The sequence below is a fragment of the Pseudomonas sp. F-14 TE3482 genome (genome assembly GCF_053629455.1).
The window spans coordinates 6,206,326-6,222,624 of sequence record NZ_JBRJII010000001.1 but is presented as its reverse complement, the minus strand read 5'-3'; the positions used below and the strand labels follow the sequence as shown (position 1 = coordinate 6,222,624).

Sequence of the window (16,299 nt, the reverse complement as noted above, 5' to 3'; positions counted from 1 at the left end):
TACTGAATCGAGAGTCCGAGCATGTGTGAGTTATTGGGCATGAGCGCCAATGTCCCGACCGATATCGTGTTCAGCTTCACCGGGCTGATGCAGCGTGGCGGCCGTACCGGGCCGCACCGTGACGGCTGGGGCATCGCTTTTTATGAAGGCCGTGGCCTGCGGCTGTTCCAGGACCCGGCGGCGAGCAGCGAGTCGGAAGTGGCGAACCTGGTGCAGCGCTATCCGATCAAAAGCGAAGTGGTGATCGGGCACATCCGCCAGGCCAATGTCGGCAAGGTCTGCCTGTCCAACACCCACCCGTTCGTGCGCGAGTTGTGGGGGCGCAACTGGTGTTTCGCCCACAACGGCCAGTTGGCCGATTTCAACCCGACCGCCAGTTTTTACCGCCCCATTGGTGATACCGACAGCGAAGCGGCGTTTTGCGATCTGCTCAATCGGGTACGCGCTGCGTTCCCCGAGCCAGTAGAGATCGAAGCGCTGTTGCCGGACCTGGTGGCCGCCTGCGCCGAGTACCGCAGCAAAGGCGTGTTCAACTGCTTGCTCAGCGATGGCGACTGGCTGTTCTGTTACTGCTCGAGCAAATTGGCGCAAATCACCCGCCGTGCACCCTTCGGGCCGGCGCGGTTGAAGGACGTCGACGTGATCGTCGACTTCCAGGCCGAAACCACGCCCAACGACGTCGTCACGGTGATCGCCACCGAACCCTTGACCGAAAACGAAACCTGGACCCGCTACGAACCGGGCCAATGGAGCCTCTGGCGACGCGGTGAATGCGTCAGCCAGGGCAAGACCGAATAAGGATCTCTCCCCCATGTTGCTCAGTTATCTTCGGCTGGTGTTGTTCGCGGCAGGCCTGTTGATTGGTGTCCAGGTGCCTGGGTTCATCAGTGATTATGCCAAGCGGGTCGAGGCGCATCTGATCGAGGCGCAGACCGGTTTGAGCGGTTTTCAGGGCACCGCCAATCAGTTTTTCAAGGGCGATATGCAAGCGCTCGTGGCCCATTACCGTGCCAGTGAAGACCCGATCTTTCGCAGCGATGCCGACAGCCTGAACACCTTGCTCACCCGTCAACTGGCCCTGGACAAGCAATTCCAGGCCATGCAGGGGCCGTGGTACATACGCGTCCTGCAAGTTGCACTGGCCGCCGACCCGGATATTCGCAAGGAAACCTGGAACGGCTACAGCTACCAGATCCTGCTGACGCCGGAAGCGATGATTTGGGGCATGAGCGGCGCGTTGCTGCTGTCGTTCGGCATTGAATGCCTGTTCCGGCTGATCGACTGGGTGGTGCTGGGCGGCAAGCGTTTGCGCCAGAGCCGGCCGATTGAAGACCGGGATGTGCGCGGCCTTTGAGCCGCCGAAAGATCGCAGCCTTGATCGTTCCCACGCTCTGCGTGGGAATGCCTCAACGGATGCTCTGCGTTCGGCTTTGAATGGGACGCGGAGCGTCCCGGGCTGCATTCGCACGCGGAGCGTGGGAATGATCAACAGGGAACGATCAGCGCGCGAGGACGATGTAGTTCTCACCCACCTTCTTCGCATACCCGTCCAGCACCTGCTGACATAACGAAACAATCTCCTCGACCCATTCCACGCCAACCCGCCACGACACCACCACCTGCAAATTCGGCGGCCGCTGATCGATGGCCAGCAAGGTCAATTCCCCTCGTGCCAACTCTTCGGCCACCAGTACCGGCGGTAGCGCACCAATGCCGAAGCCGTCCCTCAGCAGTCGGGTAATCGCCGACACTGAATTCACGCAGTTGAGCCGGGGCGCCATGACCCCGTTGGCCTGCATCAGGGCAAGAATCTCTTGGTGTGGCTGGGAATTTTTCGAATAGGTGATGATCCGCTCCCGCGCCAGATCGGCGACACCCGAGTACTCGCGGTTGTAGATGGAGTTGCTGGCCACGATCCAGCCTATCGGATGACTGGCCAGCTCCAGGCTGCGCACGCTCTCCTGGCGCAACAGGTCGGTTTGCAGGATCAGATCGAGAAAGCCTTTTTGCAGCTGGTCGCAGAGGTTGAGCGCCGTATCGGCCACCAGCTCGATTTCCACCAGCGGGTAATGATCCATCATCTGCGCCACCAACGGGCTGAGCCAGGTGTGGATGACGGTGTCCATGACACCGATCCGGACCCGCCCGACCTTGCTTGAGCGAGTCTCGATCGAATGCTTGAGCGCCTGCATCGTGTCCATCATCTGCTCGGCATATTCGAGCACTTTCAAGCCTTCGGGCGTCAGGCTCACGCCGCGAGAATCGCGCAGGAACAGCTTCACCCCGAGCTCGCCTTCGAGCACGGCGATACGGCTGGAAATCGACGCCTGGGTGGTGAAGAGTTTGTCTGCCGTCAGGCGAAAACTCTTGAGTCGGGCGACCCAGACAAAGGTCTCAAGAAACTTCAGGTTCATGGGATCAACTTTTTCTTATGCCTTGGCCGGGTTTTTATTAGTTGGACGCAGCAGGGCCAAGCGTCCAAAAATCGACGCATCCGGTTCCCACGATAGGCGTCGTCGGGGCTCAGAACAATACCAATAAAATTTGCACGGAGACTTGCCATGAGTGCGCCCGACACCCTCGTTTCAAAAGCCACGGCTCGCCCGGGACCCTTCGATTGGTACCACAACATCAACAAGCAGGAACGTCGTACGTTCTGGAGTTGCAAGATCGGCTATGGCCTGGACGGCATGGACACCCAGATGCTCAGCTTCGTGGTGCCGACCCTGATTGCCATGTGGGGCATTACCACTGGCGAAGCCGGGCTGATTCACACCAGCACCCTGATCGCCTCGGCCATTGGTGGTTGGGTGGCGGGGATTCTCTCTGACCGCATCGGTCGGGTACGCACCCTGCAACTGACGGTGCTCTGGTTCGCCTTTTTCACCTTCCTCTGCGGCTTCGCCCAGAACTACGAGCAGCTGTTGATCAGCCGCACGTTGATGGGCTTCGGTTTCGGCGGTGAATGGACCGCTGGCGCGGTGCTGATGGGGGAAGTGATTCGCGCCAAGGACCGCGGCAAAGCCGTCGGCATGGTGCAATCGGGCTGGGCGCTGGGTTGGGGGCTGACGGCGATTCTGTATGCGCTGCTGTTCTCGGTGCTGCCGCCGGAAGACGCCTGGCGCGCTCTGTTCCTCCTTGGCATCGTGCCGGCGATCTTCGTGATTTTCGTCCGTCGTTTGGTCAAGGATCCGGAAATTTACCGCGAAGCCAAAGCCAAGCAAGAGCCAAGCAACCCGGCCAAGTTCTACGAGATCTTCGCCCCGGGCATCCTGTTCACCACGATTCGCGCGTCGATCCTGACCACCGGCGCCCTCGGCGGTTACTACGCGATCACTTCCTGGCTGCCGACCTTTCTGAAAAACGAACGGGGCTTGAGCGTACTCGGCACCGGTGGTTATCTGGCGATGGTGATCGTCGGGTCCTACGTCGGGTATGTGATCAGCGCGTATTTGACTGACATCCTCGGTCGTAAAAAGAACTTCATTCTGTTCGCGGTCGGCTCGTTCACCATTGTTCTGCTGTACACCCAATTACCGGTCAGCAACGGTGTGATGCTCTGGCTGGGTTTCCCTTTGGGCTTCTTCGCTTCGGGGATTTTCAGCGGGATGGGCGCGTTTTTGACTGAGCTGTTTCCGACGCGGATTCGTGGTTCTGGCCAGGGTTTTTGCTACAACATCGGTCGGGCATTGGCGGCATTGTTTCCGCTGTTGATCGGCTTGCTCAGCCAGAAGGTGCCACTGAGCGTGGGAATCGGCGCCTTTGCGGCCGTGTCCTACGGGGTAGTGATCCTGGCGGCCCTCAGCCTGCCGGAAACCCGTGGCAAGCAACTCGACGCTCAATAACCGAATATCCGGTAACTGATAATCTGAGGGGCATATGTCCTTCAGCTAAGAAGATAAAAGCCTACAGGAGTGTTCACCGTGAACCGCCTGCTATTGAACTGCGACATCGGCGAGAGTTTCGGTAACTGGACCATGGGTCTGGACGCCGAGGTTATGCCCTTCATCGACTGCGCCAACATTGCTTGTGGCTTCCACGCCGGCGACCCGAGCATCATGCGCAAGACCGTCAGCCTGGCCCTGAGCCACGGGGTGCAGATTGGCGCTCATCCGGCCTATCAGGATCTGGTGGGGTTCGGTCGCCGATCCATGGCTTACACCGCCCAGGAACTGCAGGACCTGTTGCATTACCAGATCGGCGCCCTCGACGGCATCTGCCGGGCACAGGGCGGGCGGGTGAGTTACGTCAAACCCCACGGCGCGATGTACAACGACATGATGGCCAACCCGGCGCAATTGCGCGCGGTAATTCAGGCCGTGGCGGCCTACGACCGGACGCTGCCATTGATGCTGATGGCCACCCGCGACAACAGTGCCGCGCAGCAACTCGGCGATGAATATGGCGTGACACTGTGGTTCGAAGCCTTCGCCGATCGCGCTTACGACAGCGCCGGCAGGCTGGTCTCGCGGCAACTGCCGGGAGCCGTGCATCACGATCCCGAGAAAATTATCGAACAGGCGCTGATCATTGCTCGCGGTGACAACCTCACGGCCAGCGATGGCAGCGCCTTGCACTTGCAAGCCAATACCTTGTGCGTACACGGCGACAACGCCAGTTCGGTGGCTGCCGTGCAGCGCATTCGCCAAGCCTTGAATCAGCAGAGCGCGTCATGAAACCACGGGTAGAAGTGGTGGCGCTGGATTGCCTGATGGTGCGTCTGTTCGATGAAATCAGCGAAGCCAACATGCCGTGGATGCTCGCCGCCAGCGAGCGTCTGCGGGAGGCGTTCGGCAACCATTTGATCGATCTGGTGCCGTCCTACACGACACTGATGGTGCATTACGATTTGATGGCGCTGAACCCGGCCCAGGCGCGGGAATTGATTGCTGAAGCCTTGATCGATCTGTCGCCCAACGCTCGGGCCAGGGGTAAATGCCATGTGTTGCCGGTCTGGTACGACCTGAGTGTTGGTCCGGAACTGACGTTACTGTCTCAGCGCAGCGGATTAGCGGTGGAAGAGGTCATCCGTCGTCACAGCGAGCGCGAGTATCAAGTGTTCGCATTGGGCTTCGCACCGGGGTTTGCCTTTATGGGATTGGTGGAGGAAGTGTTGGCTGCACCGCGTATGAATACTCCGCGCAAAAAAGTGGCTGCCGGTAGTGTTGGCATCGCCGAACGCCAGACCGCGGCTTATCCGGTGGTATCCCCCGGCGGCTGGAACCTGATCGGTCGCACCCCGGCCAAATTGTTCGACCGCGAGCGCGACGGCTACAGCCTGTTGCAACCGGGCGACACCGTGCGCTTCGAAGCGGTCAGCCATGCCGAGTTCATCAATCTGGGCGGTGATGACACGCCGTTGGAGGCCCTGGCATGAGCCGACTGACGATTGAAGCAAGTACACCGCTGTGCCTGTTGCAGGACGCCGGGCGATTTGGCGTGCGGCATCTGGGCGTGACCCAGGGCGGGGCGGCGGATTGGCGGTCGATGTCGTGGGCCAATTGGCTGCTGGGCAATGGGCTGGATGCATCGGTGATCGAAATCACCCTCGGCGGGTTTACGGTCGTTGCTCAGGAAGATTGTGTGCTGGCATTGGCCGGGGCGGATCTGGGGGCGCAAGTGGATGGCGAGACATTGACGCCGTGGCGCAGTTTCAGGCTGAACAAAGGTCAGCAATTGCAATTCACCCAGCCACTGCTTGGCGCTCGGGCCTATTTGGCGGCCCCGGGCGGATTTGATGCGCCAAAAGTGTTGGGCAGTAGCGCAACGGTGGTCCGTGAGGAGCTCGGTGGGCTGGATGGCATGGGGCGGGCTTTGGCCAAAGATGCGCAGTTGAGCTACTCGGGGAGCTCGCTGCTACTGCTGCGGGAGTTGGCGCCCGAACAAGTGCCGGATTTCAAACTCAATGCGCCGCTGGACCTGGTGCTCGGCGCACAGATCGGCGAGTTCAGTGGACAGAGTTTGTTCGATGCGTTCAACAGCGTCTGGACCCTCGATAGCCGCGCCGACCGCATGGGTATTCGCCTGTTGGGAACGGCGTTGCAGTACCAGGGCAAGCCGATGATCTCGGAGGGCATCCCGCTGGGCGCGGTCCAGGTGCCGCCGGACGGGCAGCCGATTGTGCTGCTCAATGATCGGCAGACCATTGGCGGTTATCCGCGCCTGGGGGCGTTGACGCCATTGGCCTTGGCGCGATTGGCGCAGTGTTTGCCGGGGGCGAAGGTGCGGTTGAGGCCGGTGGTGCAGGATGTGGCGCATCGGGAGCAGGTCGAGTATTTGCGGCGGTTTTTAGGCCGCTAAAGCATCGCGGGCAAGCCCGCTCCCACAGGGTAGATGGTGCTCACAAAATGTGTGAACAACGCTAATCCTTGTGGGAGCGGGCTTGCCCGCGATGGCGTCAGCCCAGACAACAGAGATTATTTGGAAAGAAACCGCATCCCTTCCTCCAACCCCCGCAACGTCAGCGGGAACATCTGGTCATCAATCAAATCCCGCACGATGTTGGTCGATGAGGTATAGCCCCAAGTGTCTTTCGGGTATGGGTTGATCCAGATGAGCTTCTTGTACTTTTCCTTGAAACGCTGCATCCACACGTACCCGGCTTCTTCATTCCAGTGCTCGACGCTGCCGCCGGCCTGGGTGATTTCATAGGGCGCCATGGCGGCATCGCCGATGAAGATCACTTTGTAGTCGGCGCCGTACTTGTGCAGCAGGTCCTGGGTGGCGGTGCGCTCGGAGGTGCGACGCATGTTGTTCTTCCACACCGATTCATAAATGAAGTTGTGGAAGTAGAAGTACTCCAGATGCTTGAACTCGGTCTTGCAGGCCGAGAACAGTTCTTCGCAGATCTTCACGTGGGCGTCCATCGAGCCGCCGATGTCGAACAACAACAGCAACTTGACGGTGTTACGGCGTTCCGGACGCATCTGGATGTTCAGCAGTCCGGCATCGCGAGCGGTGTGGTCGATGGTGCCGTCGATGTCCAGTTCTTCCGCCGCACCCTGACGGGCGAATTTACGCAGGCGCCGCAGGGCGACCTTGATGTTGCGCGTGCCCAGTTCGACCGAATCGTCGAGGTTCTTGTACTCGCGCTGATCCCAGACTTTGACCGCTTTGCCTTGGCGCTTGCCGGCATCGCCGACCCGAATGCCTTCCGGGTTGAAGCCACCGGAGCCGAACGGGCTGGTGCCGCCGGTGCCGATCCACTTGTTGCCGCCGGCATGGCGTTCTTTCTGTTCTTCCAGGCGTTTCTTGAACTCTTCGATCAGCTTGTCCAGGCCACCCAGGGACTGGATCGCGGCCCGCTCTTCATCGGTCAGGGAACGCTCGAATTCCTTGCGCAGCCAGTCTTCCGGAATCAACGCCTGGAGGTGATCGTCGAGCTTTTCCAGGCCGTTGAAGTAGGCACCGAAGGCCCGGTCGAACTTGTCGAAATGCTTTTCGTCCTTCACCAGAATCGCCCGCGACAAGTAATAGAACTCGTCCATGTCGGCGAAGGTCACGCGCTGTTTCAGCGCGTTGATCAGGTCCAGCAGCTCACGTACCGAGACCGGCACCTTGGCGGCACGCATTTCATTGAACAGGTTGAGCAGCATGGCGATCGCCTCTCTCTATCGGGGCTTAGCGAGAGCCGCGACGGCTCATGAACGCCAGACGCTCAAGCAATTGCACGTCTTGTTCGTTCTTCACCAAGGCGCCGGCCAGTGGCGGAATGGCCTTGGTCGGATCGCGCTCGCGCAGTACCGCTTCACCGATGTTGTCGGCCATCAGTAATTTCAGCCAGTCCACCAATTCCGAGGTCGATGGCTTCTTCTTCAGGCCCGGCACCTTGCGCACGTCGAAGAACACGTCCAGCGCTTCGCTGACCAGGTCTTTTTTGATGTTCGGGTAATGCACGTCGACGATTCGCTGCATCGTGACGCGATCCGGGAAGGCGATGTAGTGGAAGAAGCAGCGGCGCAGGAAGGCGTCCGGCAGCTCTTTCTCGTTGTTGGAGGTAATGATGATGATCGGGCGCTTCTTGGCCTTGATGGTCTCGTCGATCTCGTAAACGTAGAACTCCATCTTGTCGAGTTCTTGCAGCAAGTCGTTGGGGAACTCGATGTCGGCCTTGTCGATTTCGTCGATCAGCAGAATCACCCGCTCTTCGGACTCGAAAGCTTCCCAGAGCTTGCCCTTTTTCAGGTAGTTGCGAACGTCGTGAACTTTTTCTGTGCCCAGCTGCGAGTCTCGCAGGCGGCTGACCGCGTCGTACTCGTACAGGCCTTGATGTGCCTTGGTGGTGGATTTGATGTGCCATGTGATCAACTTGGCGCCGAAGGACTCGGCCAGTTGCTCGGCGAGCATGGTCTTGCCGGTGCCCGGTTCGCCCTTGACCAGCAGTGGCCGTTCCAGAGTGATGGCGGCGTTGACCGCCAGCTTCAGGTCATCGGTGGCGACGTAGGCCTGGGTGCCTTCGAACTTCATCTGCTAATCCTCGAACGGTAACGCCGACCTGAACGAGGCAGGGCGGGGCGCAATAATTGTAGTACCCGACTATAACGCGCTGCCCGGTCGACTGTGAACGCAGACGGCTTATTCAGTCTCTGAATGGGGCGTCACATCTTGACTCATTCCGCATCCGGCTTGGGCCGCTCGTACTGGGCATTGAACGCCTCGATAAAACCATTTCGCAAAATCTGCAAAAAAGCCTCGAATGCGCTGATATCTTTCTGATGCACGCTGCCTCTGAGCTGGACGCGAGTGGCGAACTGGTTTTTCGGCTGGTTCTTCAGCACGTTCTCGGTGCCACCGACGAGTGCTTCCCAGATGGAACGGAATATCCCTTTGTTCTTGTTCTCCACATCCTGTTGCCAATTGAACACATCGACGTCGCGCAATAACGGCTTGATGTAGCCAGTGAGTTGGCCCTTGTTGGCTTCGGCTTCGATGACCACGTCGCCATGGCCGGCATTGAAGTCGAACTTGCCGTAGGCCGAGGCGAAGTCGTTCATGCGTTTGAGTTCCAGGTTCCTGGCGCGCAAGCGAAATTCGAAGTCCTGGAAGTCGCTCAGCGGATCGAAGGTCGCCGTGGTTTCCAGCGGTGCATGCCCCAGCAACAGCGCCTTGCCGTCGAATCGGGCATCGCGTTTGCCTTTGGTGTCGACCACGTTGGTCAGGTTGTAAATGCTGGCATTGACCTGAGTGGCATTCATGTTCACGGGCGGTTTTGAATTGAAGTTTCGGAAGGTGACCCGCCCGTCGTTGATCCGCACTTCGTTCAGGGTAATCGGCAGCAATTTTTCCAATTGTGCCCGCCAGTCGGTGCCCTCACCGGTCTGGGAGTTTTTCTTGTTGGCACCGCCGTCGACGAAGTTCACCTCGGGGTTGTCGAACTGCGCCTCGGCCACCACCGCGTGGTCATACCAGAGCGAGTGCCAGCTGACGGAGAGGTCAATCAATGGCGCGTTGACGAAAGGCACGGGAACCTTGCCATTGACCTTGACGATTTTCAGTCCATTGATTTTGTAGGCGCCGCGCCACAGAGCCAGGTCTACGTCGGTAATCTGCCCGCGGTAGTCACCCATGTTCGCCAATCTTTCGTTGAGGTAATCGCGCACCACGTAGGGCAGGGCTATGTGCAGGGCAACCAGCAGCACAACAAGGCCAGCGAGGGTCCACAGGGGCCAACTGTATCGACGCTTCATGGCGGCAAATCTCTGGCGGTATAAAGCGATTGACTGCGGGGGTAAGCGGACGTTCGACTGACTGGACGACCACGGGTAACAGGCATACCTTGGACAGCTAATTCAACGCTGTATAAGGACCCAGCCATGAGCCGTATTTATGCTGACAACGCCCATTCCATTGGCAATACGCCGCTGGTTCAGATCAACCGTATCGCCCCGCGCGGTGTCACCATTCTGGCCAAGATCGAAGGGCGAAACCCCGGCTATTCGGTCAAGTGCCGGATCGGCGCGAACATGATCTGGGAGGGCGAAAGCAGCGGTAAACTCAAGCCCGGCATGACCATCATCGAACCGACTTCGGGCAATACCGGCATCGGCCTGGCGTTCGTTGCCGCTGCCCGCGGTTACCGACTGGTATTGACCATGCCCGCGTCCATGAGCATCGAACGGCGCAAGGTGCTCAAAGCCCTTGGCGCCGAACTGGTGTTGACGGAACCGGCCAAAGGCATGAAAGGCGCGATCGAGAAAGCCGCCGAAATCCTCGCCAGTGATCCATCGACCTACTTCATGCCGGCGCAGTTCGAAAACCCGGCCAACCCGGCCATCCACGAAAAAACCACCGGGCCGGAAATCTGGAACGACACCGACGGTGCGGTCGACGTACTGGTGGCGGGTGTCGGGACAGGTGGAACCATTACCGGGGTTTCGCGGTATATCAAGAATACCCGGGGCAAACCGATTATCTCGGTGGCGGTGGAGCCGGTGGTGTCTCCAGTGATCACCCAGGCGATGGCGGGTGAAGAGATCAAGCCGAGCCCTCACAAAATCCAGGGCATCGGCGCTGGCTTTGTGCCTAAGAACCTGGACCTGTCGATGGTCGACCGGGTCGAACTGGTCAGCGACGAAGAGTCCAAGGCGATGGCCCTGCGCCTGATGCAGGAAGAAGGGATTTTGAGCGGTATCTCGTGCGGCGCCGCCATGGCGGTGGCTGTGCGGCTGGCCGAAACCCCGGAAATGCAGGGCAAGACCATCGTGGTGATTCTGCCCGACTCTGGCGAGCGCTACCTGTCGAGCATGCTGTTCAGCGATCTGTTTACCGAACAGGAGAATCAGCAGTAGGAGCTGCCGAAGGTTCGGGCCGCGTTCGGACGATCTTTTGATCTTGTTTTTGAATCTCGTATGAAAGGGGGGTGATTCAGGTCAGCCCCCGTTCAGGAACCTTGTGTTAATAAGTGTTTGTTGCGTAATCCTTAACACTGGATGTTGAATGATGCGGGTATTTCCCGAGGCCGGTAGTGTTGATCATGGCTGATTGCCACGTCGGGTAAATGGCGTTGTGCAAAGTTACCTACTATCAAGGAGTTGTAGATGAACTTTTCCTTTGTCGCGAAGGCGTCGGTGTTGTTGCTGTTTCTCGGTAGCACGCTCTATATGCACTTGCGTGGCAAGGCGCGTTTGCCGGTTCTGCGTCAGTTCGTCAATCACTCGGCCCTGTTCGCACCTTATAACGCCCTGATGTACCTGTTCTCCAGCGTGCCATCCAAACCCTACCTGGACCGCAGCAAGTTCCCCGAACTGGATGTGCTCAGGGACAATTGGGAAGTTATTCGCGACGAAGCGATGCATTTGTTTGACGAGGGCTACATTCGAGCCGCCGAAAGGAACAACGACGCCGGGTTCGGTTCGTTCTTCAAGAAAGGCTGGAAGCGCTTTTACCTCAAGTGGTACGACAAACCACTGCCATCAGCCGAAGCCCTATGCCCGAACACCGTGGCACTGCTCAGCAGAATTCCCAACGTCAAAGGCGCCATGTTCGCGTTGCTGCCAGGCGGCAGCCACCTCAACCCGCACCGTGATCCGTTCGGCGGTTCCCTGCGTTATCACCTGGGGCTGTCGACGCCGAACTCCGACGATTGCCGGATCTTCGTCGACGGTCAGGTCTACGCCTGGCGTGATGGCGAAGACGTGATGTTCGACGAAACCTACGTGCATTGGGTCAAGAATGAAACCGAGCAAACTCGAGTCATTCTGTTCTGCGACATCGAACGGCCGCTGAGCAACCGTCTGATGACCCACATCAACCGCTCGATCAGCGGCTGGCTGGGGCGCGCCACTGCACCCCAGAACCTTGATGATGAACGCGTTGGCGGGATCAACCAGGCTTACGCCAGGAGCAAGCATTTCAGCGACAAATTCAGCGGTCTGGTCAAACAGTGGAAGCGTCGTAACCCCAAGGCCTACCGCGTACTGCGGCCGGTGCTGGCGGTGGTGGTGTTGACGTTGTTGGGGGCTTGGCTGTTTGGGTGAGACCGATTGCTGAGTGACCTGTGGCGAGGGGGCTTGCCCCCGCGAGCCCCCTCGCCACAGGGATCGTGTCAGGCTCCTGTTTCTCGGCTCTGACGTTAACTCATTGCAATCCATGTCACACGCTGGTTATAGTCGGCCCTCGGTGGTTTCCCGAACCACCTTTTCACCCATCAAAAAAGATCAGCCCATGCCAGCTTCCCCCATCAACGCGGTAGTCGATTCAGCGGTCAACGCTGGCGTCGTGCCGTGCGGGAATCAGCAGCCTGCGCAGATCAGTCATTACCCCCCACCTGTCAGTAGCACGCCGGTGTGCGCAGTCGTATCACCGCCAGGCGTTGGCTTCTCGGGCTGATCAGCTTTTTTCTGCTGTTCCTGTGCCCATCTGAAAAAGCGCCTGAAAAAACTACTGAATTTCAGCTTCGGCTGAGTTGGCTTTTTGCCTGACTACAGGTGGTATTCATGTTTGTCCTTTCGAAAAAATCCGCGCTCGCGGCGGCGTCCACGAGCCTGTTCGTTTTGCTGTGGAGCAGCGGCGCGATCTTCTCCAAATGGGGGTTGGCGCACGCGTCACCCTTCGCCTTTTTGTTGATTCGTTTCGCCATTGCCTTGTGCGGGCTGGTGCTGTTGATGCCGTTGCTCAAGCTGAAACTACCCAAGGGCGGCAAGCCGATGTTGTATGCGATGGCCACGGGCGTGGTGTTGCTGGGGGCTTATCAGATTTTCTATCTGCTGGCCCTGGACCTGAAGGTCACCCCCGGCATGATGGCAACCATCATGGGCGTGCAACCGATTCTCACCGTAGTGATCATGGAGCGGCACCGGTCAATAAGCCGGATCTTCGGTCTGGCGCTGGGCCTGGCCGGGTTGATCATGGTGGTTTACCAAGGCATCGGTCTGGCCGGCATGTCATTGGCTGGCATGCTCTTCGGTCTGTTGGCGCTGGCGAGCATGACGTTCGGCTCGATCATGCAGAAACGCATCACCGACAATCCCCTCGGCACGCTGCCGGTGCAGTACCTTGCCGGGCTGTTGCTCTGCGGGATATTCGTGCCGTTCCAGCCGTTTCATTTCGAACACGGCACCGGGTTCATCGTGCCGGTGTTGTGGATGGGGTTGGTGGTATCAGTGCTGGCGACGCTGCTGCTGTATCGGCTGATCGCCCGGGGCAATCTGGTGAATGTCACCAGTCTGTTTTACCTGGTGCCGGCGGTGACGGCGGTGATGGATTACCTGTTTTTCGGCAACCGACTGGCGGCGTTGAGCCTGCTGGGAATGGGGCTGATCATCGTCGGCCTGGTGTTTGTGTTCCGTAAGAACGCTTGAAACCGAAAGGCCGCTCCAAGCACAGCTCCTGCACTGGATCTTCGTCGCAACACCGATCCAGTGAGCTGGTAGCCTGCGATCTTTTCGGGGCCGCCGCAGAGCAAGATCAAAGATCGCAGCCTTCGGCAGCTCCTACAGGGGAAATGCATTTCCAGTGTAGGAGCGAGGCTTGCCCGCGAAGGCGTCATCAGCAACACCACATTACTACCGGGCAGCCACCTCAACCGGCTTCACCACCGCCGGCTTCAACACCAGCCACAACGCCAGCGCAATCAACACCCCGCCATAAAGGTGCGCCATCGACAGCGGCTCATCCAGCAACAGCGCCCCCCACAACACGCCGAACGGCGGGATCATGAAGGTCACGGTCATCGATTTCACCGGGCCAACCGACGTCAGCAAACGGAAGTAAATAATGTAGGCAAAGGCTGTGCAGACCAAACCCAACCCCAGCAATGACAGCCAGACACTCCAGCCACCCCAGCTCACCGGTGGCTGGCTGATCACGCTGTAGCCAAACAACGGCAGCAACAACAACGTCGCGCCGAGCATGCTGCCCAGCGCCGAAAGGCGACTGTCGAGGCCACCGGCATGGTCGAGCCAGCGCCGGGCGAGGAAGCCGGCAAAACCATAGCAGGTGGTGGCCATCAGGCACGCGAGTGCGCCCATCAGCAGTTCCATGTTGAACGCCACCGGCCCTGCACGGGTGAGGATGCCAACGCCGAACAGTCCGAGAAACACCCCGCCGAGCTTGGCTGCAGTGAGTTTTTCATGGAAGAACAATCCGCCGATCAGCACACCCATCAGCGGCGTGGTGGCGTTGAAAATCGCCGAGTAACCGGCCGGCAGCACCTGGGCGGCCACGGAATAGAGGGTCGCTGGAATCCCGGAGTTGATCATCCCCAGCAGCATCACCGTCTTGAATTTACCTTTGAAATCCCAGCTGATGCGCATCAGCCCAAGGATCACCAGCAGCCCGACGGCGGCAATCGACACGCGAAAAAAAGCAGTGGGGATTGTGCCAATCACTGGGGCAATAACGCGCATGAACAGAAAGCTCGCACCCCAAATGGCGGCAAGCGACAACATACGCAGGATATCGACGGGGTTCACAGCGCTTTCCTTCCTTGATTGGCGCGCAAGTGTCGCGCCAGTCAGGGCGCAAGGCAATGGTTGCGTTGCGTCACACAGGGCCACTAAGCTCAGGCTCCAACGACAAGAACAGCCGCCGAGGTTTTACCTATGCCGCAGCAATGGCCAGCCGCCGACATCGCCCGAATGATCCTCGATGGCTTTGACGATTACCGCGAGCATTTCCGTCAGATCACCGACGGCGCCCGAGCCCGTTTCGAGCAGGCCCAATGGCAAGAGACGCAAGTCGCGTCGGCGGCGCGGATCAACCTCTACGAAGAAAAGGTCGGCGAAACGGTAGGGCGCTTGCATGCTTCGTTCGAGACCGATGTGCTGATGGACGTCAGCAACTGGCCGCTGGTCAAAAGCGCTTACATCAGCCTGATCGACCTGCGCTTCGACGATGAACTGTCCGAGACCTGGTACAACTCGATTTTCTGCGGCCTGTTCAGCCATGACCTGATCAGCGATGGCTGCATGTTCATTCACACCACGCGGCCGAGCCTGCGCCGCGCCCGGGCCGCGCAAACCCGCACCTACAAGCCGCAGGGGCAGTTGTCCGGCATGCTCACGAGCATCTTTGCCGACTACCGCTTCAGCGAAGATTACGCCGATCTGGCCGGCGACCTGCGTCGCCTCGAAGCGCAATTGCGCGAGAACCTGCCGGACTGGGTCTGCAAGGACCCGGAGCTGAGCGTCGAACTGTTTTCCTCGGTGCTTTACCGCAACAAGGGCGCCTATCTGGTGGGGCGCATTTACACCCCCGACGAGCAATGGCCACTGGTGATTCCGCTGCTGCACCGCGAAGGCCGGGGAATCCAGATCGATGCGCTGATCACTGACGAGGCGGAGGTGTCGATCATCTTCTCCTTCACCCGTTCCTACTTCATGGTCGATGTGCCGGTGCCGGCGGAATTCATCGGCTTTCTCAAACGCATCCTGCCAGGCAAGCACATTGCCGAGCTGTACACCTCGATCGGCTTCTACAAGCATGGCAAGTCCGAGTTTTATCGTGCGCTGATCAATCACCTGGCCAACACTGACGACCAGTTCATCATGGCCCCCGGCGTGCGCGGCATGGTCATGAGCGTGTTTACCCTGCCGGGCTTCAATACCGTCTTCAAGATCATCAAGGACCGCTTCTCGCCGTCGAAAAACGTCGACCGCGCCACGGTGATCGAAAAGTATCGCCTGGTGAAAAGCGTCGACCGGGTCGGGCGGATGGCCGACACCCAGGAGTTCGCCGACTTCCGTTTCCCCTTGAGCAAGTTCGAACCGGCATGCCTGGAAGAGTTGCTCGAAGTGGCCGCGTCCACGGTCTCGCTGGAAGGCGATACGGTGCTGATTCGTCACTGCTGGACCGAACGCCGGATGACACCGTTGAACCTTTATCTGGAACACGCCAACGAGGCGCAGGTTCGCGAGGCGCTGGAGGATTACGGTCTGGCGATCAAGCAACTGGCGGCGGCGAACATTTTCCCCGGCGACATGTTGCTGAAGAATTTTGGCGTCACCCGTCACGGTCGTGTGGTGTTTTATGACTACGACGAGATCTGTTTCCTGACCGAAGCCAACTTCCGCCACATCCCGCAACCGCGCACACCGGAAGACGAAATGGCCTCCGAACCGTGGTACTCGATCGGGCCGCTGGATGTATTCCCCGAGGAATTTCCACCGTTTCTGTTTGCCGATTCGGGGCAACGAAAGTTGTTCGATCAGTTGCACGGCGAGTTGTACAACGCCGATTACTGGAAGAGTTTGCAGGAGGCGATTCGGGCGGGGAAGGTGATTGATGTGTTCCCCTACCGCCGCAAAGGCCTCGATAACGAGTAGCCCACCTGAGTGAACACTGTGGCGAGGGAGCTTGCTC

General features: G+C 59.1%; 16 protein-coding genes. 11 read left to right on the top strand and 5 right to left on the bottom strand.

Annotated features, from left to right (window positions below; translation table 11 throughout):
• The first annotated feature begins 21 nt into the window (after positions 1 to 21).
• On the top strand, positions 22 to 798 hold the full coding sequence (locus tag AB7M26_RS28250; protein WP_429387191.1) for a class II glutamine amidotransferase: 777 nt from the start codon (positions 22 to 24) through the stop codon (positions 796 to 798).
• A 13-nt stretch (positions 799 to 811) separates the two neighbouring features.
• A complete protein-coding gene (locus tag AB7M26_RS28245) occupies positions 812 to 1,354 on the top strand; it encodes a DUF2937 family protein (RefSeq protein WP_429387188.1) in 543 nt (180 codons plus the stop codon).
• 145 nt (positions 1,355 to 1,499) lie between these two features.
• Here the strand turns inward: AB7M26_RS28245 and AB7M26_RS28240 are convergent, their stop codons facing one another.
• Entirely contained in the window at positions 1,500 to 2,414 is a 915-nt protein-coding gene (locus tag AB7M26_RS28240; protein WP_429377739.1) for a LysR family transcriptional regulator, read from the bottom strand.
• A 147-nt stretch (positions 2,415 to 2,561) separates the two neighbouring features.
• On the opposite strand from AB7M26_RS28240, the gene AB7M26_RS28235 reads away from it, so the two are divergent.
• The 4 genes from AB7M26_RS28235 (at position 2,562) to AB7M26_RS28220 (ending at position 6,300) form a co-directional block, all read left to right on the top strand.
• Positions 2,562 to 3,845 (top strand): MFS transporter, encoded by a 1,284-nt coding sequence (locus tag AB7M26_RS28235; protein ID WP_123501098.1) that lies wholly within the window; start codon positions 2,562 to 2,564, stop codon positions 3,843 to 3,845.
• Positions 3,846 to 3,923: 78 nt separating this feature from the next.
• A complete protein-coding gene (locus AB7M26_RS28230) occupies positions 3,924 to 4,676 on the top strand; it encodes a 5-oxoprolinase subunit PxpA (RefSeq protein WP_123501100.1) in 753 nt (250 codons plus the stop codon).
• Positions 4,673 to 5,377 (top strand): 5-oxoprolinase subunit PxpB, encoded by a 705-nt coding sequence (gene pxpB / locus AB7M26_RS28225; protein ID WP_123501102.1) that lies wholly within the window; start codon positions 4,673 to 4,675, stop codon positions 5,375 to 5,377. The genes AB7M26_RS28230 and pxpB overlap by 4 nt, the downstream gene beginning before the upstream one ends.
• Positions 5,374 to 6,300, top strand: a complete 927-nt coding sequence (locus AB7M26_RS28220) for a 5-oxoprolinase subunit C family protein (protein WP_123501104.1) — start codon at positions 5,374 to 5,376, stop codon at positions 6,298 to 6,300. The genes pxpB and AB7M26_RS28220 overlap by 4 nt, the downstream gene beginning before the upstream one ends.
• Before the next feature lie 116 nt (positions 6,301 to 6,416).
• On the opposite strand, the gene AB7M26_RS28215 is transcribed toward AB7M26_RS28220, so the two are convergent.
• From AB7M26_RS28215 to AB7M26_RS28205, 3 genes are all read right to left on the bottom strand, one after another.
• The gene (locus AB7M26_RS28215; RefSeq protein WP_038979369.1) at positions 6,417 to 7,595 is read right to left on the bottom strand and encodes a vWA domain-containing protein; all 1,179 of its coding nucleotides are present in this window, start codon (positions 7,593 to 7,595) and stop codon (positions 6,417 to 6,419) included.
• Between the two features lie 25 nt (positions 7,596 to 7,620).
• Complete coding sequence (locus tag AB7M26_RS28210) at positions 7,621 to 8,466, bottom strand: AAA family ATPase (RefSeq protein ID WP_038979370.1); 846 nt, start codon at positions 8,464 to 8,466, stop codon at positions 7,621 to 7,623.
• Positions 8,467 to 8,609: 143 nt separating this feature from the next.
• Positions 8,610 to 9,686 (bottom strand): DUF748 domain-containing protein, encoded by a 1,077-nt coding sequence (locus tag AB7M26_RS28205; protein ID WP_123501106.1) that lies wholly within the window; start codon positions 9,684 to 9,686, stop codon positions 8,610 to 8,612.
• Between the two features lie 126 nt (positions 9,687 to 9,812).
• Here AB7M26_RS28205 and cysK point away from each other — a divergent pair, with 126 nt between their 5' ends.
• The 4 genes from cysK (at position 9,813) to AB7M26_RS28185 (ending at position 13,298) form a co-directional block, all read left to right on the top strand.
• Positions 9,813 to 10,787 carry a cysteine synthase A gene (gene cysK / locus AB7M26_RS28200; protein WP_123501108.1) on the top strand — a complete coding sequence of 325 codons (975 nt, stop codon included), beginning with the start codon at positions 9,813 to 9,815 and terminating at the stop codon, positions 10,785 to 10,787.
• 249 nt (positions 10,788 to 11,036) lie between these two features.
• On the top strand, positions 11,037 to 11,975 hold the full coding sequence (locus AB7M26_RS28195) for an aspartyl/asparaginyl beta-hydroxylase domain-containing protein (protein WP_123501110.1): 939 nt from the start codon (positions 11,037 to 11,039) through the stop codon (positions 11,973 to 11,975).
• Between the two features lie 187 nt (positions 11,976 to 12,162).
• A complete protein-coding gene (locus AB7M26_RS28190) occupies positions 12,163 to 12,327 on the top strand; it encodes a hypothetical protein (protein WP_218398126.1) in 165 nt (54 codons plus the stop codon).
• Between the two features lie 107 nt (positions 12,328 to 12,434).
• Positions 12,435 to 13,298, top strand: coding sequence for a DMT family transporter (locus tag AB7M26_RS28185; protein WP_123501112.1), 864 nt, complete (start codon positions 12,435 to 12,437; stop codon positions 13,296 to 13,298).
• A 204-nt stretch (positions 13,299 to 13,502) separates the two neighbouring features.
• Here AB7M26_RS28185 and AB7M26_RS28180 read toward each other — a convergent pair whose 3' ends face one another.
• Positions 13,503 to 14,411 (bottom strand): DMT family transporter, encoded by a 909-nt coding sequence (locus tag AB7M26_RS28180; RefSeq protein ID WP_123501114.1) that lies wholly within the window; start codon positions 14,409 to 14,411, stop codon positions 13,503 to 13,505.
• Positions 14,412 to 14,540: 129 nt separating this feature from the next.
• On the opposite strand from AB7M26_RS28180, the gene aceK reads away from it, so the two are divergent.
• Entirely contained in the window at positions 14,541 to 16,262 is a 1,722-nt protein-coding gene (gene aceK, locus AB7M26_RS28175; protein ID WP_123501116.1) for a bifunctional isocitrate dehydrogenase kinase/phosphatase, read from the top strand.
• Positions 16,263 to 16,299 lie beyond the last annotated feature (37 nt).